This is a genomic window from Pseudomonas marvdashtae, from assembly GCF_014268655.2.
In the GTDB taxonomy this organism is placed as follows: Bacteria; Pseudomonadota; Gammaproteobacteria; order Pseudomonadales; family Pseudomonadaceae; genus Aquipseudomonas; species Aquipseudomonas marvdashtae.
Genome location: NZ_JABWQX020000001.1, coordinates 267,106 through 288,174, shown reverse-complemented (window position 1 = coordinate 288,174; position 21,069 = coordinate 267,106). Strand labels below are relative to the sequence as shown.

19 protein-coding genes are annotated in these 21,069 nt (G+C 60.1%); 10 read left to right on the top strand and 9 right to left on the bottom strand.

Going from position 1 to position 21,069, the window contains the following annotated elements; genetic code table 11:
* Nucleotides 1-65 precede the first annotated feature (65 nt).
* The 6 genes from HU742_RS01410 to yccS all read left to right on the top strand — a co-directional run bounded on the left by HU742_RS01410 (nt 66) and on the right by yccS (nt 9,747).
* On the top strand, nt 66-1,508 hold the full coding sequence (locus HU742_RS01410; RefSeq protein WP_186643483.1) for a TldD/PmbA family protein: 1,443 nt from the start codon (nt 66-68) through the stop codon (nt 1,506-1,508).
* Nucleotides 1,508-2,845: a TldD/PmbA family protein gene (locus HU742_RS01405; protein ID WP_186643482.1), complete on the top strand. Its 1,338-nt coding sequence runs from the start codon at nt 1,508-1,510 to the stop codon at nt 2,843-2,845. Before HU742_RS01410 ends, HU742_RS01405 begins: the two co-directional genes overlap by 1 nt.
* Nucleotides 2,846-3,085: 240 nt before the next feature.
* On the top strand, nt 3,086-4,513 hold the full coding sequence (mdtD, locus tag HU742_RS01400; RefSeq protein ID WP_186634256.1) for a multidrug transporter subunit MdtD: 1,428 nt from the start codon (nt 3,086-3,088) through the stop codon (nt 4,511-4,513).
* 308 nt (nt 4,514-4,821) lie between these two features.
* On the top strand, nt 4,822-6,159 hold the full coding sequence (gene dbpA, locus HU742_RS01395; RefSeq protein WP_238340361.1) for an ATP-dependent RNA helicase DbpA: 1,338 nt from the start codon (nt 4,822-4,824) through the stop codon (nt 6,157-6,159).
* A gap of 80 nt (nt 6,160-6,239) precedes the next feature.
* Entirely contained in the window at nt 6,240-7,418 is a 1,179-nt protein-coding gene (locus HU742_RS01390) for a BaiN/RdsA family NAD(P)/FAD-dependent oxidoreductase (protein WP_186643481.1), read from the top strand.
* Between the two features lie 145 nt (nt 7,419-7,563).
* Entirely contained in the window at nt 7,564-9,747 is a 2,184-nt protein-coding gene (gene yccS / locus HU742_RS01385) for a YccS family putative transporter (RefSeq protein WP_186634250.1), read from the top strand.
* A gap of 19 nt (nt 9,748-9,766) precedes the next feature.
* Here the strand turns inward: yccS and HU742_RS01380 are convergent, their stop codons facing one another.
* Nucleotides 9,767-10,504 carry a substrate-binding periplasmic protein gene (locus HU742_RS01380; RefSeq protein ID WP_186634248.1) on the bottom strand — a complete coding sequence of 246 codons (738 nt, stop codon included), beginning with the start codon at nt 10,502-10,504 and terminating at the stop codon, nt 9,767-9,769.
* Nucleotides 10,505-10,762: 258 nt separating this feature from the next.
* Here HU742_RS01380 and HU742_RS01375 point away from each other — a divergent pair, with 258 nt between their 5' ends.
* The gene (locus HU742_RS01375; RefSeq protein ID WP_186643480.1) at nt 10,763-11,215 is read left to right on the top strand and encodes a GNAT family N-acetyltransferase; all 453 of its coding nucleotides are present in this window, start codon (nt 10,763-10,765) and stop codon (nt 11,213-11,215) included.
* 38 nt (nt 11,216-11,253) lie between these two features.
* On the opposite strand, the gene HU742_RS01370 is transcribed toward HU742_RS01375, so the two are convergent.
* From HU742_RS01370 to HU742_RS01360, 3 genes are read right to left on the bottom strand one after another with little or no spacing between them, the layout of a single operon-like run.
* The gene (locus HU742_RS01370) at nt 11,254-11,550 is read right to left on the bottom strand and encodes a winged helix-turn-helix domain-containing protein (RefSeq protein ID WP_186643479.1); all 297 of its coding nucleotides are present in this window, start codon (nt 11,548-11,550) and stop codon (nt 11,254-11,256) included.
* Nucleotides 11,551-11,554: 4 nt separating this feature from the next.
* Nucleotides 11,555-12,058 (bottom strand): M48 metallopeptidase family protein, encoded by a 504-nt coding sequence (locus HU742_RS01365; protein WP_186612981.1) that lies wholly within the window; start codon nt 12,056-12,058, stop codon nt 11,555-11,557.
* A 41-nt stretch (nt 12,059-12,099) separates the two neighbouring features.
* Nucleotides 12,100-14,223: a putative bifunctional diguanylate cyclase/phosphodiesterase gene (locus tag HU742_RS01360; protein WP_186643478.1), complete on the bottom strand. Its 2,124-nt coding sequence runs from the start codon at nt 14,221-14,223 to the stop codon at nt 12,100-12,102.
* A gap of 323 nt (nt 14,224-14,546) precedes the next feature.
* On the opposite strand from HU742_RS01360, the gene HU742_RS01355 reads away from it, so the two are divergent.
* Complete coding sequence (locus HU742_RS01355; RefSeq protein ID WP_186634236.1) at nt 14,547-15,215, top strand: polysaccharide lyase family 7 protein; 669 nt, start codon at nt 14,547-14,549, stop codon at nt 15,213-15,215.
* Nucleotides 15,216-15,539: 324 nt separating this feature from the next.
* Complete coding sequence (locus HU742_RS01350) at nt 15,540-16,208, top strand: polysaccharide lyase family 7 protein (protein ID WP_186643477.1); 669 nt, start codon at nt 15,540-15,542, stop codon at nt 16,206-16,208.
* A gap of 184 nt (nt 16,209-16,392) precedes the next feature.
* Here the strand turns inward: HU742_RS01350 and HU742_RS01345 are convergent, their stop codons facing one another.
* Complete coding sequence (locus HU742_RS01345) at nt 16,393-17,658, bottom strand: type II toxin-antitoxin system HipA family toxin (protein WP_186643476.1); 1,266 nt, start codon at nt 17,656-17,658, stop codon at nt 16,393-16,395.
* Complete coding sequence (locus tag HU742_RS01340; RefSeq protein ID WP_186634227.1) at nt 17,651-17,902, bottom strand: helix-turn-helix transcriptional regulator; 252 nt, start codon at nt 17,900-17,902, stop codon at nt 17,651-17,653. Before HU742_RS01340 ends, HU742_RS01345 begins: the two co-directional genes overlap by 8 nt.
* 597 nt (nt 17,903-18,499) lie before the next feature.
* On the opposite strand from HU742_RS01340, the gene HU742_RS01335 reads away from it, so the two are divergent.
* On the top strand, nt 18,500-18,784 hold the full coding sequence (locus HU742_RS01335) for a fructose-bisphosphate aldolase (protein ID WP_186634224.1): 285 nt from the start codon (nt 18,500-18,502) through the stop codon (nt 18,782-18,784).
* A gap of 429 nt (nt 18,785-19,213) precedes the next feature.
* On the opposite strand, the gene fba is transcribed toward HU742_RS01335, so the two are convergent.
* The 3 genes from fba to HU742_RS01320 form a co-directional block, all read right to left on the bottom strand.
* Entirely contained in the window at nt 19,214-20,278 is a 1,065-nt protein-coding gene (gene fba, locus HU742_RS01330) for a class II fructose-bisphosphate aldolase (RefSeq protein WP_003177554.1), read from the bottom strand.
* Between the two features lie 149 nt (nt 20,279-20,427).
* Nucleotides 20,428-20,763, bottom strand: a complete 336-nt coding sequence (locus tag HU742_RS01325; RefSeq protein ID WP_186634219.1) for an MliC family protein — start codon at nt 20,761-20,763, stop codon at nt 20,428-20,430.
* A gap of 56 nt (nt 20,764-20,819) precedes the next feature.
* Entirely contained in the window at nt 20,820-21,044 is a 225-nt protein-coding gene (locus HU742_RS01320; RefSeq protein WP_186634216.1) for a YajG family lipoprotein, read from the bottom strand.
* Nucleotides 21,045-21,069: the final 25 nt, after the last annotated feature.

The window sequence follows — 21,069 nt, the reverse complement described above, 5'->3', positions numbered from 1 at the left end:
AATCTAGGGCCGCCGCGTCAACGCGCCGCACCTCGCTGCACCGCCACTCCAGACAAGGAGGTTCCATGTTCGATTTCCACCCCCAGCTCAAGCAGCGGTTTGCTGCGCTGCGCACGGGCGCCGAGTTCTTCTCCTTGCGTTTTGTCCGCGAGTCCGGCCAGCACCTGTCGGTGCGCAAGAATGTCGCCGAACCGCCCAGCCTGAGTCGCGACGAAGGCGCAATGCTCACCGTGCGAGTCAACGGCGTCGAGGCTTATGCGGCCACCAACGACTTGTCCCAGGCCGGTCTGCAAGCGGCGCTGGCACGGGCCGAGCAACAGGCCCGCCAGCTCAAGCCCCACGCCTTGCTCGACTTGCGCGAGCAACCGGTGTCCAGCGACCGCGCCGATTATTTCTCTCCTCATTTCGACGAGGCCTTCCTACCCCTGGGCGATTGCTACCAGTTACTCGGCGACGAGTCGGCTGCAGTGCCGGCGGACGAGCGCCTGGTGAACTGGCAAGTGAGCATTGGCCTGACCCAGGTCGAACAGATCTACCTCAACAGTGCTGGCGCCGAACTGCGCCAGGCCCAGCGTTACATTTACCCGGCTTTGGACGTGACCGCTTTCGACGGGCAAGACAGCCAGACCCGAACCTTGGGCCGCGAGAACTTCGGCCAGCAAGGCGGCTTCGATGTCATCCGCCGCTGCGGCCTGATCGGTGCCGGGCCAAAAATCGCCGACCAGGCCCTGCAACTGCTGATGGCGCCGAACACCCCGCAAGGGCCGCGCGACCTGCTGCTGATGCCCGACCAGATGATGCTGCAGATCCACGAGTCCATCGGTCATCCGCTGGAACTGGACCGCATCCTGGGGGACGAGCGCAATTACGCCGGCACCAGCTTCGTCAAGACCAGCGATTTTGGACAGCTGCAATACGGCTCCAATCTGCTGAACGTGACCTTCGACCCGGACATTCCCGAAGAACTGGCCAGTTACAGCCATGACGACGACGGCACCGCCGCGAGCAAGCAGTTCCTGATTCGAGAAGGCCTGTTGCTGCGTCCCTTGGGAGGAGCGTTGTCGCAGTTTCGCGCCGGCCTCGACGGTGTCGCCAACAGCCGCGCCTGCGGTTGGAATCGGCCGCCCATCGACCGCATGGCGAACCTGAACATCGAGCCCGGCGACCAGACCCTGGAGCAATTGATCCAGGGCATCGAGCACGGTGTGCTGATGCGGACCAACCGCTCCTGGTCGATCGACGACGCTCGCAACAAATTCCAGTTCGGCTGCGAATGGGGCCAATTGATCGAGAACGGCGAGCTCAAGGGCGTGGTGAAGAACCCCAACTACCGAGGCATCTCCGCGCAATTCTGGAAGAGCCTGAAGGCGGTGGGCGATTTCAGCACGTCGCAAGTCCTGGGCACGCCAAACTGTGGCAAGGGCGAGCCGAACCAGGTGATCCGCGTCGGCCACGCGTCGCCGGCCTGTGTATTCAGCAATATCGATGTGTTTGGGGGAGACGCCTGATGAGTACGGTCACCAATGAGTCAGGGGCGTTCAAGGCGTTGGTCGATTGGTTGCGCAATGCATTGCACGGCCCTGAACAATTCACCCTGGGCTATGCCGCCGAATCCTCGGCTTTCGTGCGTTTCAACCACGGCAAGGTTCGCCAGGCCGGACAGGTGCAGCAGGCCAACGTCAGTCTCAAGTTGATCGACGAGGGCCGTCATGCCGACTTGCAGATCACCTTGTCCGGCGACACCTGGACCGACCTGCAACGCTTGGCCGAAGGCTTGCAACAATTGCGCGACACCTTGCCGCTGCTGCCAGCCGATCCCTACCTGCTGCTCAACCACAATCACTGGCAGAGCAACAATGTGCAGGATCATCCGCTGCCCGAGACCTCGCAGGCCGTCGCAGAAATCACCCACGCCGCCGAAGGCCTGGACCTGGTCGGTTTTTACGCCGCCGGCCCCATCAGCCGTGGCTTCGCCAGTTCCTCGGGGACATTTGGCTGGCATCAGGCCAACAGCTTCAATTTCGACTTCAGCTTGTTTCATGACAACGGCCAGGCCGTAAAGGCAAGCTATGCCGGGCACGCATGGAGCAGTGAGGAATTCGCCCGGCGCTTCGAGCAAGCCCGCGAACAACTGGCGTTTCTCGGCCAGCCACTGCGCACGCTGCCGCCTGGCGAGTACCGCGCCTACCTGGCGCCGGCTGCGCTGGAGGAAATCATGGGCATGCTCAGTTGGGGTGGGTTCTCGGCGCGGGCAATCGCCAGCAAGCAAAGCCCGCTGCAGAAGTTCTATGCCAACGAAGCCAACTTCAGCCCCAACGTGTGGCTGACGGAGCAGGTCAGCGGCTCCTTGAGCCCGGCATTTTCCGACGAAGGCTATCCACGCGATGACCTGGCGCTGATTGCCAAGGGCACGGCCAATGCCCGGTTGGTCAATTCCCGCAGCGCCGCCGAATACGGCGTCACCGCCAACGGCGCCAGCAGCTACGAATACCCGACAGCGCTGGAAATGAAAGAAGGTCACCTGGAGCAAAGGCATGTGCTTGAGGAACTCGGCACTGGCTTGTACATCAGTAACCTGTGGTATCTGAATTATTCCGACCAACCGGCCGCGCGCCTGACCGGCATGACCCGCTTCGCCACGTTCTGGGTCGAGAACGGCCAGATCCAGGCACCGGTCAGCACCATGCGTTTCGACGACAGTGCCTATAGCCTGCTCGGCTCGCAACTGGAAGCCCTGACCCGAGAGCGGGAACTTCTGCTCTCGGCCAGCACCTACAGCCAGCGGGCCACGGCCTCGATGTTGTTGCCGGGGGCGTTGGTGAAACGGTTGACGTTGACGCTGTAGCACCAAGAAGATGGCTTCACCCTCCTGTGGCGAGGGAGCTTGCTCCCGCTCGGCTGCGAAGCAGTCGTAATCCAGGCGACGCGATCTTTCAGGCATACCGTGTTGGCCGGTTGGGGGTGCTTCGCCCCCCAGCGGGAGCAAGCTCCCTCGCCACAAGAGCGTCCTGGCCACGGGTAGCTGTTCATTTTTTTCAAGATCCCTCACCACAGGTAACTGTTCACTTTTCATACAAGAGGTCCCATGCCCAACCGCGCCCCACTCGACGCCGTCACCGCCCGCTGGCTTCCGTGGGTCGTGGCGATTGCTTTCTTCATGCAGTCCCTGGACGGGACCATCCTCAACACCGCCCTGCCCGCCATGGCCAGCGACCTGGCGGAAAACCCGCTGCGCATGCAGGGCGTGATCATTGCCTACATGCTCACCGTGGCGTTGCTGATCCCGGCATCGGGCTGGATCGCCGACCGTTTCGGCACCAAGAAGATTTTCTTCGGGGCGATCCTGTTGTTCAGCTTCGGCTCGCTGCTGTGCGCCTTGTCGAACTCATTGAGCATGCTGATCGGCGCCCGGATCGTCCAAGGCCTGGGCGGTGCATTGATGCTGCCGGTGGGCAGGCTGGTGGTGTTGCGGGCGTATCCACGCTCGGAGCTGGTGCGGATCATGGGCTTCATCACCATCCCCGGCCTGCTCGGCCCACTGATCGGGCCGACCATGGGCGGCTGGATGGTGGAATACCTGACCTGGCACTGGATCTTCATCATCAACCTGCCGGTGGGCGTGATCGGCTGTTACGCCGTGTGGAAGTTCATCCCCGACCTGCGTGGCAGCGAGCGCACGCGGTTCGATGGGCTGGGGTTCCTGCTGTTCGGCGCGGCGATGGTGCTCATCACCATCGCCATGGAAGGCCTCGGTGAACTGCACTTGCCGCACCTGCGGGTGATGTTGCTGCTGTTTGGCGGCATGGCCTGCCTGGCGGCGTACTGGTTGCGGGCCGGGCATGTCGAGAACGCGTTGTTCCCGCCGTCGTTGTTCAAGACCCGGACCTTCGCCGTGGGCATCCTCGGCAACCTGTTCGCGCGCCTGGGCAGCGGTGCCCTGCCGTTCCTCGTGCCGCTGCTGTTGCAAGTAGCGCTGGGCTATTCACCGTCCCAGGCTGGCATGAGCATGCTGCCCTTGGCGGCGGCGGCCATGGTCGCCAAGTCCGTGGCCCGACCGTTGATCGAACGTTTTGGCTACCGCGCCGTGTTGACCAGCAACACCTTGGCCCTGGGCCTGATGCTGGCGAGCATGGGCCTGGTCAGCGAACAGACGCCGTACTGGCTGCTGCTGGCGCAACTGGCGGTGCTGGGGGCGATCAACTCGCTGCAATTCACCGCGATGAACACCGTGACCCTGATCGACCTGGACGACGCCAGCGCCAGCAGCGGCAACAGCCTGTTGTCGGTGGTGGCGCAACTCTCACTGAGCCTTGGCGTGGCCTGCGCCGGCGCCCTGCTCGGCGGTTTCACCGCCCAGGTTGGCAACGATGGCGTGGATACGGTATTGGGTGCGTTCCAACTGACATTCGTGACAGTGGGGATCATGGCGATGCTGGCGGCGACGATTTTCTCGCAGTTGTCACGGGAAGACGGACGGCGGGTGAAGCGGCCGGATGAGCATATCGAGCACTAGCTTCGATAAAGCCAGGTCGCTTTTGTGGCGAGGGAGCTTGCTCCCGCTCGGCTGCGCAGCAGTCGCAAACCAGGCGATGCGATCCTTCAGGTACACCGTGGTGTCGGTTTGGGGGCGCTTCGCACCCCAGCGGGAGCAAGCTCCCTCGCCACAGGGAAATCTGTCCGCTTTGGAACTGCGCCACAGCTCGTCCAGAACGTTCGAAGAAAGTGGCACGAGGCTGCTACACTGCGCGACATTTTGTTTTGCAGGCCAGTCCCGTGACCACCATTGCCACCGCTTTTAATACTTTGCCGCTGTCCGCCGCCATGCTGGCTAACCTCGAATCACTCGGTTATGCCCAGATGACGCCGATCCAGGCGCAAAGCTTGCCGGTGATTCTCAAGGGCATGGACCTGATCGCCCAGGCCAAGACCGGCAGCGGCAAGACCGCGGCCTTCGGCATCGGCCTGCTGAACCCGATCAACCCACGCTTCTTCGGCTGCCAGGCATTGGTGATGTGCCCAACCCGCGAGCTGGCCGACCAGGTCGCCAAGGAAATCCGTCGCCTGGCCCGCGCCGAAGACAACATCAAGGTCCTGACCTTGTGCGGCGGCGTCTCCTTCGGCCCGCAGATCGCCTCCCTCGAGCACGGCGCCCACATCATCGTCGGCACGCCGGGGCGTATCCAGCAGCACCTGCGCAAGGGCTCGCTGGTGCTCGATGGCTTGAACACGCTGATCCTCGACGAAGCCGACCGCATGCTCGATATGGGTTTCTACGACGCCATCGAAGACATCATCCAGCAGACCCCGGAGCGTCGCCAGACCCTGCTGTTTTCCGCCACTTATCCGGTGGGGATCAAGCAACTGTCGTCCAAGTTCATGCGCAACCCGCAGCAAGTGAAGGCCGAGGCGTTCCACTCCGACGCGCAGATCGAGCAGCGCTTCTACGAGATCTCCCCCGAGGAGCGCATGGACGCAGTGGTCAAGGTGCTCGCGCATTTCCGCCCGGCCTCCTGCGTGGCCTTCTGCTTCACCAAGCAGCAGGTCCAGGAGACCGTTGACCATTTGACGTCCAAGGGCATCTCCGCCGTCGGCCTGCACGGCGACCTGGAACAGCGCGACCGTGACCAGGTGCTGGCCATGTTCGCCAACCGCAGCACCTCGGTGCTGGTCGCCACCGACGTGGCCGCGCGCGGCCTGGACATCGACGCGCTGGACATGGTGATCAACGTAGAACTGGCCCGGGATTCGGAAATCCACATCCACCGCGTTGGCCGCACCGGCCGCGCCGGTGAGAAAGGCATCGCCATTAGCCTGGTGGCGCCGTCTGAAGCCCATCGCGCCCAGGCCATCGAGCAGTTGCAGAAGTCGCCGCTGAGCTGGGACCAACTGGACAACCTCAAGTCCCAGGGTGGCGGTCCGCTGCTGCCGGCCATGAGCACCCTGTGCATCGGCGCCGGGCGCAAGGACAAGGTCCGCCCCGGCGACATCCTCGGTGCCCTGACCGGCGATGCCGGAATTCCCGGCGCCCAGGTCGGCAAGATCGCGATTTTCGATTTCCAGGCCTATGTGGCAGTGGAACGCGGCATCGCCAAACAGGCGTTGCAGCGTCTGAACGATGGCAAGATCAAGGGCCGCTCGTTGCGGGTGCGGATTCTCTGATGATGTGACGCAGAGCGTCACAGGATGCATTCCCACGCAGAGCGTGGGAATGATCGTGAGTAAGCTGAGAGGACACCGTTTTGCGCTCTACCGAAGTCGTGATCATTGGCGCTGGCGCCGCAGGGTTGATGTGTGCGCTAACCGCCGCCGGGCGCGGGCGGCAAGTGATGTTGCTGGACCACGCCAACAAGGCCGGCAAGAAAATCCTCATGTCGGGCGGTGGGCGCTGCAATTTCACCAACATGTACACCGAACCTGGCAACTTTCTCTCGCAGAACCCGCACTTCTGCAAATCGGCCCTGGCCCGTTACACCCAGTGGGATTTCATCGCACTGGTGGCCAAGCACGGCGTGCCCTACCACGAGAAAAAACTCGGCCAGTTGTTCTGCGATAACAAATCCAGCGACATCCTCGGGATCCTGCTGGACGAGTGTGACCAGGCCGGCGTGAGCTTGCACCTGGACACCTCAGTCCAACAGATCGAAAAAGCCGAAAGCGGTTACTTGTTGCAAACCACCCTTGGAACCATCTGCTGCCAATCCCTGGTGATTGCCACCGGCGGGCTGTCCATCCCAACCCTGGGCGCCACCGGCTTCGGTTATCAGGTGGCGAAACAGTTTGGGCATCAGTTGCTGCCAACCCGCGCCGGGCTGGTGCCGTTCACCATCACCGATCAGCTCAAGGCCCTCTGCACCGAGCTTTCCGGCACGTCGGTGGATTGCCTGGTCAGCTGCAACGACCAGAGTTTTCGCGAGAACATTCTGTTCACCCATCGCGGCCTGAGCGGCCCAGCGATCTTGCAGATTTCGTCGTTCTGGGAGCCGGGCGACACGGTGCAAATCAACCTGCTGCCCGACCACGACGTGCCGCAATGGCTGCAACAGCAACAGGCCGAACGCCCCAACAGCGAACTCAAGACGCTGCTGGGCGAGCTGTTCACCAAAAAAATGGCCAACCTGCTGGCCGATACCTGGTTCGTCTCCAAACCGATGAAGCAATACACCCACTCGGAGCTGGCCGACATCGCAGAGAAACTGGCGAGCTGGAACGTGATCCCTGCCGGCACCGAAGGCTATCGCACCGCCGAAGTCACCTTGGGCGGCGTCGACACGCGGGAAGTCTCGTCCAAGACCATGGAATCGCTCAAAAGCCCAGGGCTGTATTTCATTGGTGAAGTGCTGGACGTCACAGGCCATCTGGGCGGATTCAATTTCCAATGGGCCTGGGCTTCCGGCTATGCGGCGGCGCAGTACGTCTGACCTCACCTACATTGAGCCTGCCTCTGTGGCGAGGTGCGTCATTGCATCCCGGAACACTTTTTGCTGTCGCAAGTGATCGCCGCCATTGCATCGGCGTCATTACTGCCTCAATTTAGCGTCATTGCCCGTCAGGCCCTTGCACTTCATGTCATCGACCTCGTTTAGCCAATCCTTGCGTCGCCTCTGGGCGTTGGACAAATTCAGTTATAGCGTGCGGGTGTTCATCGCCCTGACCGGCAGCATGGGGTTGTGCTGGTATCTGGATCAGATGGCGCTGCTGATCCCGCTGTTCCTGGGCATCATCGCCAGCGCCCTGGCCGAGACCGACGACAGTTGGCAGGGCCGTCTCAATGCGCTGGCCGTGACGCTGGTCTGTTTCACTGTCGCCGCGCTGTCGGTGGAGTTGCTGTTTCCCTACCCAATCCTGTTCATCATCGCCCTGGCCCTGGCGGCTTTTGGCCTGACCATGCTCGGCGCCTTGGGCGAGCGTTATGGCGCGATTGCCTCGGCCACCCTGATTCTTTCCGTCTATACGATGATCGGCGTGGATCAGCGCGGCGGCGCGATCACTGATTTCTGGCATGAGCCCTTGCTGCTGGTGGCCGGCGCCGCGTGGTATGGCCTGCTCTCGGTGCTGTGGCATGCGTTGTTTTCCAACCAGCCGGTGCAGCAGAGCCTGGCGCGACTGTTCCGCGAACTGGGGCGCTACCTGAAACTCAAGTCATCGCTGCTTGAGCCGATCCGCCACCTGGATATCGAAGCCCGACGCCTGGAACTGGCCCAACAGAACGGCCGCGTGGTCGCCGCGCTCAACAACGCCAAGGAAATCATCCTGCATCGCGTCGGCAATGGCCGGCCGGGCTCGAAAGTCAGCCGCTACCTGAAGTTGTACTTCCTCGCGCAGGACATCCACGAACGCGCCAGTTCTTCGCACTATCCCTACAACGCCCTGGCCGAAGCTTTTTTCCACAGTGACGTGCTGTTCCGCTGCCAACGCCTGCTACGCCAGCAAGGCAAAGCCTGCCAGGCACTGGCCGAGTCGATCCAGCTGCGCCAGCCGTTTGTCTACGACGACAGCTTCGCCGAAGCCTTGAACGATTTGCACGCGTCCCTTGAGCATCTGCGCATCCAGAGCAACCCGGCCTGGCGCGGTTTGCTGCGCTCGTTGCGGGCCTTGTCGGTAAACCTCGGCACCATGGACCGCCTGCTCAGCGATGCGAGCAACCCCGACGCCCTGGCCGACGCCACCGACAGCAGCCTGCTGGACCGTTCGCCGCGCAACCTCAAGGACGTCTGGCTGCGCTTGCGCACTCAACTGACGCCCACCTCGTTGCTGTTCCGTCATGCCCTGCGCTTGCCCCTGGCCCTGAGCGTGGGTTACGCCATGGTGCATCTGATCCACCCGTCACAGGGCTATTGGATCATTCTCACCACCTTGTTCGTCTGCCAACCCAACTACGGCGCCACCCGGCGCAAGCTCGGCCAGCGGATCATCGGCACCGCCATCGGCCTGACGGTGGCCTGGGCGCTGTTCGACCTGTTCCCGAACCCGCTGGTGCAGTCGTGTTTCGCCATCCTCGCCGGGGTGGTGTTCTTTACCAACCGCACCACGCGCTACACCCTGGCGACAGCGGCAATCACCATCATGGTGCTGTTCTGCTTCAACCAGGTCGGCGACGGCTATGGACTGCTGCTGCCAAGGCTGTTCGATACCTTGCTTGGCAGCCTGATCGCCGGGTTGGCGGTGTTCCTGTTCCTGCCTGACTGGCAAGGTCGGCGACTGAACAAAGTGCTGGCCAACACGCTGACCTGCAACAGCATCTACCTGCGCCAGATCATGCAGCAGTATGCGGCGGGCAAAAGCGACGACCTGGCCTATCGCCTGGCCCGACGCAACGCCCACAACGCCGACGCGGCGCTATCAACCACGCTGGCGAACATGCTGATGGAGCCGGGGCATTTCCGGAAGGAAGCCGATGTGGGGTTCCGCTTCCTGGTGCTGTCCCACACCCTGCTCAGCTACCTGTCGGGGTTGGGCGCCCACCGGGGCACCGAGTTGCCAGCGGATGTTCGCGAGCAACTGATCGATGGCGCTGGCGTGAAACTGGCGACGAGCATCGATGAAATCGCCCAGGGCCTGGCGAGCAAGCAACCGATTGCCATCCAGAGCGACGAAGAAGAAGCCCTCGCCAGTGAGCTGGAGCAAATGCCCGATGAAATCGACGAGGGCCAGCGGCTGGTGCAGACACAACTGGGTTTGATCTGCCGCCAACTGGGACCGTTGCGCACACTGGCAGCGCACCTGATCAAGGACACCAGCGAAGCATGAAGACTTTGGGCCGGGCACCCTACATCCCGTGCGCCTTCAGCAGTCGCGCATAACTGCCATCGGCTTTCATCGCCGCGATCTCCCGGTCAAACCCAGCCACGATTTGCTCGTGCTCGGGGTTCTTCAGGCTGACCAGGATATGCAGGCTGTTCTGGCTCAACGGCTTGGGCAGGAATTCCACAGCGTTACGCACCTTGGCAGATTCACGACTCAGGTAATAACGGGCGACGTATTCATCCTCCAGGGTCAGCTTCACCCGGTCGGCGACCAGCATGCGAACGGCCATCGCAAAGTTGTGCACGGGGACTTTTTGCACCTGCCCATCCTCATCGAACGCTTTTGAATAGGCGTAACCGCGTACCACCGCGATGGGAAACTCGTACAGTTGTTGCAGGTTATCGAAGTCAATGTCCGCGTCCTTGCGCTTGATGAAGCGCACGCGATTGAGCAGGTATTCGGCCGAGAACTGGCCCACATGGGTGCGCTCCTCGGCATACCAGGCGTTGATCAGCACGTCATAGCGTCCTTCGCTGATGCCCAGCATCGCCCGGGCCCAGGGCACCTGCTCGAAGTCGCTGGCATACCCCGCCCGCGCCAGCGCAGTGGTGACAATATCGGTCGCCAAGCCACCGTTGACCAGCGTCGAGTCGGTAAAGGGCGGCCAGGCATCGGCGACCAAGCGCAGCTTTTGCGCGCAGGCGTTGTGGCTCAGCAACAGCAACCCGACCAAAGCAAGAGCTCGATGCAATCGCGGCATGCCAAACATCCTTGACGGGTTCAAAGCCCGGTTTGTTTTTAGCCCGAAACTCAAGGGATACCCTGGGATATCCGGTCCTAACGTTAGCTCATCGAAGCCGCTGCGCAGTGAAGGATTGAAGATTACACAAAGAAGACAAACTCGCGACACATCGATGATGGCATTTTGACCTTTATCGCACATTTTCCGACAAACCGCAGAAAGACATCCAAGGCCAAGGCGCCTAATATCGGCATCAAGTTCTCAAGGAAATTCAAAATGGAAATCGAATGGGTCTGCAAACATCACAGTGACCTGAACAAGGAACAGCTATACGCCATTCTAAAACTGCGCGCCGACGTCTTTATCGTCGAGCAGAACTGCGCCTACCCGGACGTCGACGGACTGGATCTGGAGGGCGATACGTGCCACCTGATGGCATGGCAGGACAATCACCTGGTGGCCTACCTTCGCCTGCTCGACCCCCATTCGCAGAACAGCGATGTGGTGATTGGCCGGGTCGTCATAGCGCCCAACACCCGGGGTCAGGGGCTGGGGCACATCCTGATGGAACAAGCCCTCAAGCAGGCCGAAAGGCACTGGCCCGGGACGTCGATCTCATTGTCGGCCCAGGCGCATCTGCAAGGGTATTACGGGCGGTATGGGTTTGAAGCGGTAGGTGTCGAGTACCTGGAAGATGGGATTCCACACATCGGCATGCACCGACCTTAAGGCTCACAAAGGCGCCAACGCTGCCATTCCCCAATTCCTCAGGGATACTCCAGCACCGCTTTGATCCGAGCCAGATTCTGCTCGATCCACCGCCGATCAATGGCGCCCCAGTCGCGAATCCGGTAACGCCCGGCATGGTTCCGGGCGCCCTGCTCTTGCTCGAATTCGCAAGTGATGTCCAGGTCAGCCAGTGCCGCGACAGTATCCTGGGCGGTGCGCCGGGGCATGCCGGTGGCCTCGGTGAGGGCGGGGATGTTACTGGCCGTGTCGCTGTCGATCAGGTACGCCACATACAAGCGGCGGTAGAAGCTGCTCTTGGTCTTGCTGACGTCCATTCGGTCATTCCTTGTCTTGTTGCAAATCCCGCCAGGTGAGGTAAACCCGCAAGTCGAATTCCACTTGGTGGTAGCCCGGCAGCATGTGCTCGCACAATTGATAGAAGGCCTTGTTGTGGTCCGACTCCTTGAAGTGGGCCAATTCGTGCACCACGATCATCTTCAGGAATTCAGGTGCCGCGTCCTTGAACAACGAAGCGATACGAATTTCCTTCTTGGCCTTGAGCTTGCCGCCCTGCACTCGCGACACCGCCGTGTGCAAGCCAAGCGCGCGATGAGTCAGGTCGAGGCGATTGTCGAACAGCACCTTGTCGATTGCCGGGGCGTTACGCAGATATTGCTGCTTGAGGTCCAGCGCATAACCGTACAAAGCCTTGTCGCTCTGGATCGGATGGCGGCCGGGATAACGCTCGCGCAGGTAATCACCCAATCGATCCTGGGCAATCAGTTGTTGCACCTGGGCTTGCAGGGCGGCGGGGTACGCCTGGAGGTATTTGAGCACGGTCATCGGGCGGCAACACAATCAATGAGGCCGCCAGTGTAGCGAATTCAGGCCTGCACCGCGCTCCAGTCGAACGGCCGCGCAAAGGCGTCGGTGTCCTCGGCCATCAAGGGCCGCGCGACGAGAAAGCCCTGCACGTATTCGCAGCCGTGGTCCTTGAGCCACTGATATTGCGCCTGGGTCTCGACCCCCTCGGCGATCACCCGCAAGCCTAGATGAATGCATAAATCAATCACTGAGGCGGCCAGCGCGGCATCCCGTGGCGAGTCCGGCAAACGGGCGATCAAATGCCGGTCCAGCTTGAGCGTATCGAGTTCCAGGTCGCGCAGATGCGTCAGCGAGCAGGGGCCGGAACCGAAATCGTCCAGCGCGACCCGCACCCCCAAGTGGCGCAACAGCCGCAACTGCTTATGGGTCTCGTCGGGGTTGCGCATCAGTGCATCCTCGGTCACCTCGACCTCCAATTGCCGAGGCTTCAACGCATGGCGCTCCAGAACCTGACGCAGTTCGGTCACCAGGTTGGGCATGCCGAACTGGGTGCTGCTCAGGCTCACCGCCAGCACCAGGTCATCGGCGAAAAAGCGTTCCCAGACTTTGCGCTGGGCCGCGCTGCGATGGTAAATCCAACTGCCAAGCCGACTGATCAGTCGCGCCTCCTCCAGCAAGGGCAGGAACAAGCCCGGAGGCACATCGCCGACGCTCGGATGCTGCCAGCGCAACAGCGCCTCGAACCCGCGGATTCGCCCGTCGCGAATGTCCACTTGCGGCTGATAGACCATGTTGAAGTCACGGTTCTCGATTGCCGAGCGCACGCTTTCTTCAAGCATCAACCGTGAACGGGCTCGACCGTTCATTTCGTGGTCGTAAAAACGATATTGCTGGCGACCGGCACGCTTGGCTTCGTACATGGCAATGTCGGAGGCGCGCAACAAACCATCCAGATTGGAGCCGCAGTCCGGGTAGGTCGCAATACCGATACTGGCGCCCAACGCCACGTCCATGCCTTCGATCTGCTGGCAGACCGAGACGCGCTCGATGAGCTTTTCGGCAATCTTGGCTGCTTGCTCGGGCACTTCCAGATCCAGCAAGGCCGTGAACTCATCACCGCCCAGTCGCGCCAGGATGTCGAACGGACGCAGGCAAGCTTTCAATTGTTCCGACACCCAGCGCAACACTCGGTCGCCGGCATCGTGTCCCAGGGAATCATTGACGCGCTTGAAGCCATCGAGGTCCAGGTACAGCAGCACCCAGTTGCTTTCCGACCGTTCGCTGCGCATCAACAGGTTTTCCGCCGTCTGATAAAACCCCCTGCGGTTGAGCAAGCCAGTCAGCGGGTCAGTAACGGCCTGGAATTCGAGCTGCTGATGCAAGTGACGAACCACCGACATGTCCTGGAGCGTCACCACTATGGCCTTTTGCTCTGACGACAACGGCGCGCAAGACAAGGCCACCGACACCTGCTGGCCGGGCGCGGTACGCAACACTGCGTCGTGCAGGCGCCAGGTTTCACCCCGCTGATAAGCCGTATGAATCTGCGAACCCGCCCAATCGGGAATGTGGGGTTTCTGCAGGAAATCCAGGAACGCCCTCCCTTGCAGCAGGTCGGCGGTGGCGTTGAGCAAACGGCACGTGGACGGGTTGGCGAAACGGATGCACCCACTCTCATCCACCACCAGGATGCCTTCGGCGGCGTTGTCCAGTACCGAGGCGTTGAAGGCCCGGGCGGCTTCCAGATCCTGGCTCAGGCGCTGCAAGGCCCGGCGATTGCGCTGGTGCTCCAGCAAGGCATGGACCTTGGGCTTGAGGATTTGCGGGTCGAACGGCTTGAACAGATAGTCCACCGCGCCACTGGCATAGCCCTTGATCACGGCATCCTGGGATTGCTCATTGGCCGTCAGGAAAATAATCGGCGTAAGCCGCGTCCGCTGGCTGCCGCGCATCAGGCGCGCGACTTCGAAGCCGTCCATGTCCGGCATCTGCACATCCAGCAGCACCAGGTCGATGTCATGTTCAAGCAGTAGGTTCAAGGCCTCGACCCCGGAGGCCGCGGTCATGACCTGCCAATCCGGGCGCTGTAACAGCGCTCGCATGCTGAGCAGGTTTTCAGGGTAATCATCAACAATTAGCAGGACAGAGCTGTCTTCGCCAAACGGGGGTTGCGCGCATTCCATGCTGCTTCTCTTATCGGACGCCATGTCCGCCTTATAGAGCCAGGCGGACAACATACAGTGATCTCACTCTAGACCGGCTTTCTGAAAAGCAGTAGGTGTCAACACGCCATCACCCAGGCAAAGCCCGAAATAGCCGACTAACGGTCACCCTGCTTAGGCACAAAAGCTGCAGTGACATCCACGACAGTCAATTGACGTCAAACATTCGCCGCACGGTCAACAATAAAAGCCCTATCCAGCGTTTCGAGACGCTTCAAAGGGCGGTTTAAAGCCTCCCGACACGGCATACACCCTTTAAACATCCCGATACGCAGGACTTGGACATGATCGATCTCGCAACCTGGAACTTGAGCATTCCCGAAGGCGCCCCACCGGCGACCATTCAAACCTCCCAATTGGTTCAAGGCTTCAAGAACCAGTACTTCAATGCTGAAACCGGCACTGTGTTTTTCTGGGCGCCAGTGACAGGCGCCACGACGGCCAATGCTATTTACCCACGCAGCGAACTGCGCGAAACCAACAGCGACGGCACATTGCGCAATTGGCTTTATCCGGCGGCGGATAACAAGCTGGCCGCCACCTTGACCGTCGGCCAAGTGCCCAGCACCGGTAAGTTGGTGATTGGCCAGATCCACGCCAAGGACAGCACCAGTCCCATGGTAAAGCTGGAATACCAGTACAAGACCTACAGTTCCACCGGCAACATCGTCGCCAAGGTGCGCATGCGCCCTGATGATGCAGCGGGCCAGGTCATTACCATTGCCACGGGCATCAAGCTCAACCAGCCGTTCTCGTACCTTATCCACCTCAACCGTGCAGGTCTCTTGACCATCAGCGGTGCCGGTTATCAGTGGAGTGGCACGATCAACAGTACCTGGAGCAACAAGCCGCTGTACTTCAAGGCAGGTGTCTACGTGCAGGACAACACCGGCTACGTCACTGAAGGCGGCAAAGTGACGTTCAGCATGCTGGATATCGATCACAACCTTTAAAGCCGCTTTTTTCAAGGCCTCGCAGCAGCACGGATCGCTGCTCGCTTGCCTTCCCCTTAGGCTTCGCTCCAGCGCATAAAGACGTTGATAGCGGCAGTGCCATAAGGCCATCGTTCAAACTGATTTCCCTCTAGCCGACTAACGGTCATCCGTCTCGGGCACAAAACCGTCAATCGCCACTCTGACGGACTGTTGACGCCAACCCTCCGCCGTACGAACGTGCCAAATGTTCGCCGCCGCACTCCCATTGGCGTCTGTAAACGCGCGTCTTAGAGCCTCCGGCTGTGGCGTAAATCATTTCTTCTTCTCAGAAAGGATCCGAACATGGTCGATCTTGCCACCTGGAACTTGAGCATCCCCGAAGGCAGCCCGCCGAAGACCATCGAAACACCTCGATTGGTGAGCGGGTTCAGGGACAAGTATTTCAACTCCGAAGGCAGCACGGTCTATTTCTGGTCACCCGTCACCGGTTCCAAGACTGAAAATGCGATCTACCCGCGTAGCGAATTACGCGAAACCTATAAAGACGGCACCCTGCGCAACTGGCTGTACCCGGAGGCCGACAATCAATTGCGCGCGACGCTGGTGGTCAGTCAGGTTCCCAGCAGCGGCAAGATTGTCATTGGCCAGATCCATGCCAAGGACAGCAACAAGCCCATGGTAAAGCTTGAATACCAGTACAAGGATGCCAGCGACACCGGCAACATCGTCGCCAAGGTGCGCATGCGCCCCAATGACAGCAAAAGCCGGGTTATCACAGTGGCGACCGGCGTGAAGCTCAATCGAGCCTTTTCTTATCGGATCCACCTCGATCGCACCGGCGACTTGGGCATCACTGCTGCGGGCAATAGTTGGTACACGACCATCAGCGCCACCTGGAAGGTCAAACCGCTGTATTTCAAGGCGGGGGTGTATGTGCAGGACAACACGGGCTACACCAGCGAGGGTGGCAAGGTGACGTTCAGCAAGTTGGATATCGATCACAACACGTGAGATTTCACGTCCTAAAATCTCGTAGAATTTACACCCTGTGGCGAGGGAGCTTGCTCCCGCTGGGCTGCGAAGCAGCCCGCTTTTCCGCCAGACCCACCGCATGCACCAGTTTTACGGCGACTGCGCCCCCGAGCGGGAGCAAGCTCCCTCGCCACGGGGGCCGGTGCGCTCTGTGCCTTACGACTCATTTCTGCACCAATGGCTTCCCCCGGAACCGCAACGGTGCCGAATCATGAAGCGCGGCAAGCCGACCCGAATCCCACTCCCTTTGCATACCGTCCAGCAACTCTCCATCAATTCGATGCCCACCGCTCGCTAATGCCTGGCTCATGGCATCGGCGATTCGTTCGATGATCAAAGCGGGCTTATCAACTTTGCAATGCTTGCGACCGAACTCGATCAATTGCTTGCGATCAGGATAATTTTTTACCTTGTTCATCTTGATCGCCAATGTGCGATCTACCAGCGAGCGGCCAGACTTGGGGTTGTAGTGTTCATAAACCGTGGTGGTGGTGACATCAAACACCGGCGCCAACCGCACGCTTTCTGGCGCGTCCGGATGCGTATAGATAACACCAAAGTTTTTTAGATGAGCGTCGCCGTTGCGCACCATGACCGAAAGGCACACTGAAGAAAAAAAGCGCTCCAACTCGCGAACCGGTTCAGCGTGACGGCATACATGCTCCACTACTGCGGCAAGAATTTCGTAGCTTTGGGAATATTTGTAGTTGTCGTGAGGATCTTTGTGTAGGCCGAGCAACACAGCCATGTCCTCAAACCCCAACCGTCCGGAAGGGGTCAGGTCAAACCTCTCCATTACAAACAACTCGCCGTTTTCCGAGAGCCAGAATGACGGCGTTTCAAGCCCTGCCAGGCGAGCCGCCTCTAGACAAAGAAATTCGTTTTGCGCCAGATGGGCATACTCCTCTGCACCGGATTTAACGATCAGATCAGAGCTGAGCATGGTTTTTTGATCACCCGTCAGCTTGTCCAAGTCAGGCACGAGTACCTTGGGCTGCACGCCCGAAATACCCGACTCGAAATACGTATCGACCAGAAAATCAAAGACGCTTTGTGAGACGTCTGCCAACAAGATGTCCTTTAGTCCGACTTGAGCACGAACGGGGTGCAAAGCCTCGGTAGGATTTACATAGCTAAGCCGTCCGATTTGATTGCCGCCTATCACCGACAGCAGGCGCATATCATCCACTTGCATATGCCTGGCCATCCGGCGCTTGATCTGGTCCGCCAGAAAACCCTCAGGCACATTCATGTCGAATATCGGATGAAGGATATTGCTGACTGAAGGCGTGGGGTCATAGGGCATGACCAGTGAAACCTCCCGAGGTGCCTCGGCACTGGCATAAGCAAACGAGAATTGCGAACCTTTGGACAAGTCGCCGCTATAGCCTTGTGGTGTCATGACATTGAGCAGCTTGATCCTACTCATCATGCTCCACCAGATCCGCAAGGGATTTGAGGTCGATGCGTTTATCGACGATTTCCAGTGCCATCCCCAATGCCGACACGACCCGAAACAGGGTGTACACGGCCACGTTTTCGCCGGCTTCAAGGTCGATGATTGTCTTGCGATTGCAATTGGCTTTTTCGGCGAGCCGCTGTTGGCTATAGCCTTTTGCGCGGCGTAGCGTGCGCATTCTTTCGCCTAAAGCGGAAGGATTGAGTATCAGCATAATGTCCACCACAACGGACTTTTTACGAAAGAAAGCTGAGCATGTCCTTTATAGCGGACATTTCAAGTGTCTTTTGACCACCCGTTTTTTAGCAAGCGAGAGGTAACGCTCGGCATGCTGACTGCTGATCACACTACAGAAACTCTGCTTCTGAAAATCTCGTAGGAAACTGCCCGTTGTGGCGAGGGGATTTACCCCCGCTGGGCTGCGAACCGGCCCCTCTTCTCACCAGACCTACCGTATGCACCGGTTTTACGGCGGCTGCGCCCCCGAGCGGGAGCAAGCTCCCTCGCCACAGGGGCGGTGCGTCCTACAGGGTCGATTTTGGCCTCGAAAATTTCCTCTATAGTTCGGTGGGTCTGCTGGCTTTGGTCAGTGGACGAGGGTTTCGCAGCCCGTGTGAGTTAGAATCACGACCGTCAGAAATCGACATAGGCCTCTCCTGCCGACGTCGGCTTTTCATGGCGGCTGTGTGTGGGAGATCTTCGGGTCTGCCGGGCTTCTAACTCCTCGGTCTGCGAACCCGCACATGGCTGCCACCCAATTTGTTTCGCAGCGAACGGTGGCAAATACTTTTTCTTGAGTTAGAGGTTTGTCATGAAAGCCGAACAATTGCTCAGCCGCTTCACTCCACTCACGCCGATCGCCACCACCCACCCCGTCCTGTTCATCGATAAAACCGCCCCACTGACCGAGCTCCACGCCTGCGCCAGCGAACGCTTGCATGCCACGCTCGACTACTTGACGCTCATGGCCTGCGCCACCCTGCGCGATTCGGCCGCCGGTGACTTCAACACTCTCACCAATGTTGCTCGGATCCTGATCCAGGATGTCACCGACGTGTTTGGCGTCATTGAACAACGCGGCCTCGAAGACCAATAAAGCCCTTCCGGCGAAAGATGATCACCCTAATGAAATGCGATACCACCAAGAGCCAGGTCGGCTATAAGGCCGCCTCGCGGTGGACGTTGATCTCGGCGCCCCGTTAACCACGATGGCCGAACGCAGGCATTGCGCAGTGGGCATCTCGGCATGGATGCCGGGATAGCCGCGCTGGGCCATGGATGGCCCTTCGCGGCGGCCCACGGAGCAATGCCGGAGTGAGGGCATGCCGAGCCCTAGCGAGGCACCGAGTGGTGGGGCAGAAAGCGTTTTGCTTACTTTTGACTGGGCCGGCTTCCGGGCTTCTCAAAAGTGAGCCGCCGTAAGGGCGGAACCCTAAGCAGCCCTCACCCAAAAAACGGATATACACCCAAATCCCAAACACAAAAAACCCGCATCACTGCGGGTTTTCCAAACAACGCTAAACCATCAATTAACCTTAGCGTTCAACTCACCCTTCAAATACCGCTGATACATAGCTTCCAAAGAAATAGGCTTGATCTTCGAAGCATTACCCGCCGTACCAAACGCCTCATAACGCGCAATACACACATCACGCATCGCCGTCACCGTCGCGCCAAAGAACTTACGCGGATCAAACTCGCTCGGATTGGTCGCCATCAACCGACGCATCGCACCAGTGGAGGCCAGACGCAAATCGGTGTCGATGTTGACCTTACGCACGCCGTACTTGATGCCTTCGACGATTTCTTCAACCGGCACGCCGTAGGTTTCCTTGATGTCGCCACCGTACTGGTTGATGATCGCCAGCCACTCCTGCGGCACCGAGGACGAGCCGTGCATCACCAAGTGGGTGTTAGGGATGCGTTTGTGGATTTCCTTGATGCGGTCGATGGCCAACACGTCGCCGGTAGGTGGCTTGGTGAACTTGTAGGCGCCGTGGCTGGTGCCGATGGCGATGGCCAGGGCGTCGACCTGGGTTTTCTTGACGAAGTCCGCGGCTTCTTCCGGGTCGGTCAGCATCTGGCTGTGGTCCAGCACGCCTTCGGCGCCGATGCCGTCTTCTTCGCCAGCCATGCCGGTTTCCAGCGAGCCGAGGCAACCCAGCTCACCTTCCACCGAAACGCCGCAGGCGTGGGCCATGGCGACGGTCTGCTGGGTGACGCGTACGTTGTACTCGTAATCGGTCGGGGTCTTGCCGTCTTCGCCCAGGGAACCGTCCATCATTACCGAGCTGAAGCCCAGTTGGATGGAGCGCTGGCAGACGTCAGGGCTGGTGCCGTGGTCTTGGTGCATGCACACCGGGATGTGCGGGAATTCTTCGATCGCCGCAAGGATCAGGTGGCGCAGGAACGGCGCGCCGGCGTATTTGCGGGCACCGGCCGAAGCCTGGACGATCACCGGGGAGTCAGTCTTGTCAGCGGCTTCCATGATGGCGCGCATCTGCTCAAGGTTGTTGACGTTAAAGGCTGGGACGCCGTAGCCGAACTCGGCTGCGTGGTCCAGCATCTGACGCATGCTGATAAGTGCCATTGTGTGTGTCTCTCCCGGTCGAGGGTCGTTAATCGTGCCAGCCTGCCGGAGCGGCGGCGGCTATTCAAGTCATTGCCGGTCGGGCTGGCCCGGCCTGCGTGTTCGGTGTTGCAAAAATCGTAGCGCTTGCATGGGGCCTTGGAATCGGTTCAGTCAGCCTTGCAGCCACGCCCAATCAAGTCATTGGTAGCGACCCAATACGCCAGGCCTTCCTGGCCTTTTACGTGAAACGCCAGCATGTCATCACTGTACAGCGAACCTTCAGCGCCCGGTTCCAGCTTGAGGTGATAGACCTTCTCGGCGCCTCCCAGGCGTACGTCGACTTCCTTGTGAGCGGCGTCGGCATAACGCCAGAGCACCTTGGCCTCGCTGTCACACGTCCAGCTCGTCCAGCCCCCTACGGCAGGCTCGGACGACTGCAAAAAACCCAGTTGCGAGCAACCGGCCAACAACGCCAATGCCACAACGGCGATAAAGCCTTTCATCCGTGTTCCTCGGCTGACGGCCCGCGCCGCCCGCCCTGAGTTAAGAGTCTGACCCGTCAAGGGCAACCATGTTCCTTGACCGGCGCTTGCGTCTCGTATTTATCCAGGCCGTCCGGGCCGGATCGCTTGTTCAGCACCGGGTTGGTCTCGGCCTGCCAGTCAGCCTGGTAGCAGCCATCCTCGGGCGTTGGCGCCGCGGTATCGGGCGCCGTGGCTTCCGGGCTGCTCGCGCAGGCCGCCAGCAATGTCGCGGCCATCAGCGTCATGAACGTCTTGACCATCGGAACACTCCTTTGCCTGGTCAAC

Bases quoted from the DNA above. Each gene is read 5' to 3' on its own strand.
- HU742_RS01410 (WP_186643483.1), top strand. From the start codon at position 66: ATGTTCGATTTCCACCCCCAGCTCAAGCAGCGGTTTGCTGCGCTGCGC.
- HU742_RS01405 (WP_186643482.1), top strand. From the start codon at position 1,508: ATGAGTACGGTCACCAATGAGTCAGGGGCGTTCAAGGCGTTGGTCGAT.
- mdtD (WP_186634256.1), top strand. From the start codon at position 3,086: ATGCCCAACCGCGCCCCACTCGACGCCGTCACCGCCCGCTGGCTTCCG.
- dbpA (WP_238340361.1), top strand. From the start codon at position 4,822: ATGCTGGCTAACCTCGAATCACTCGGTTATGCCCAGATGACGCCGATC.
- yccS (WP_186634250.1), top strand. From the start codon at position 7,564: ATGTCATCGACCTCGTTTAGCCAATCCTTGCGTCGCCTCTGGGCGTTG.
- HU742_RS01380 (WP_186634248.1), bottom strand. From the start codon at position 10,504: ATGCCGCGATTGCATCGAGCTCTTGCTTTGGTCGGGTTGCTGTTGCTG.
- HU742_RS01375 (WP_186643480.1), top strand. From the start codon at position 10,763: ATGGAAATCGAATGGGTCTGCAAACATCACAGTGACCTGAACAAGGAA.
- HU742_RS01370 (WP_186643479.1), bottom strand. From the start codon at position 11,550: ATGGACGTCAGCAAGACCAAGAGCAGCTTCTACCGCCGCTTGTATGTG.
- HU742_RS01365 (WP_186612981.1), bottom strand. From the start codon at position 12,058: ATGACCGTGCTCAAATACCTCCAGGCGTACCCCGCCGCCCTGCAAGCC.
- HU742_RS01360 (WP_186643478.1), bottom strand. From the start codon at position 14,223: ATGGAATGCGCGCAACCCCCGTTTGGCGAAGACAGCTCTGTCCTGCTA.
- HU742_RS01355 (WP_186634236.1), top strand. From the start codon at position 14,547: ATGATCGATCTCGCAACCTGGAACTTGAGCATTCCCGAAGGCGCCCCA.
- HU742_RS01350 (WP_186643477.1), top strand. From the start codon at position 15,540: ATGGTCGATCTTGCCACCTGGAACTTGAGCATCCCCGAAGGCAGCCCG.
- HU742_RS01345 (WP_186643476.1), bottom strand. From the start codon at position 17,658: ATGAGTAGGATCAAGCTGCTCAATGTCATGACACCACAAGGCTATAGC.
- HU742_RS01340 (WP_186634227.1), bottom strand. From the start codon at position 17,902: ATGCTGATACTCAATCCTTCCGCTTTAGGCGAAAGAATGCGCACGCTA.
- HU742_RS01335 (WP_186634224.1), top strand. From the start codon at position 18,500: ATGAAAGCCGAACAATTGCTCAGCCGCTTCACTCCACTCACGCCGATC.
- fba (WP_003177554.1), bottom strand. From the start codon at position 20,278: ATGGCACTTATCAGCATGCGTCAGATGCTGGACCACGCAGCCGAGTTC.
- HU742_RS01325 (WP_186634219.1), bottom strand. From the start codon at position 20,763: ATGAAAGGCTTTATCGCCGTTGTGGCATTGGCGTTGTTGGCCGGTTGC.
- HU742_RS01320 (WP_186634216.1), bottom strand. From the start codon at position 21,044: ATGGTCAAGACGTTCATGACGCTGATGGCCGCGACATTGCTGGCGGCC.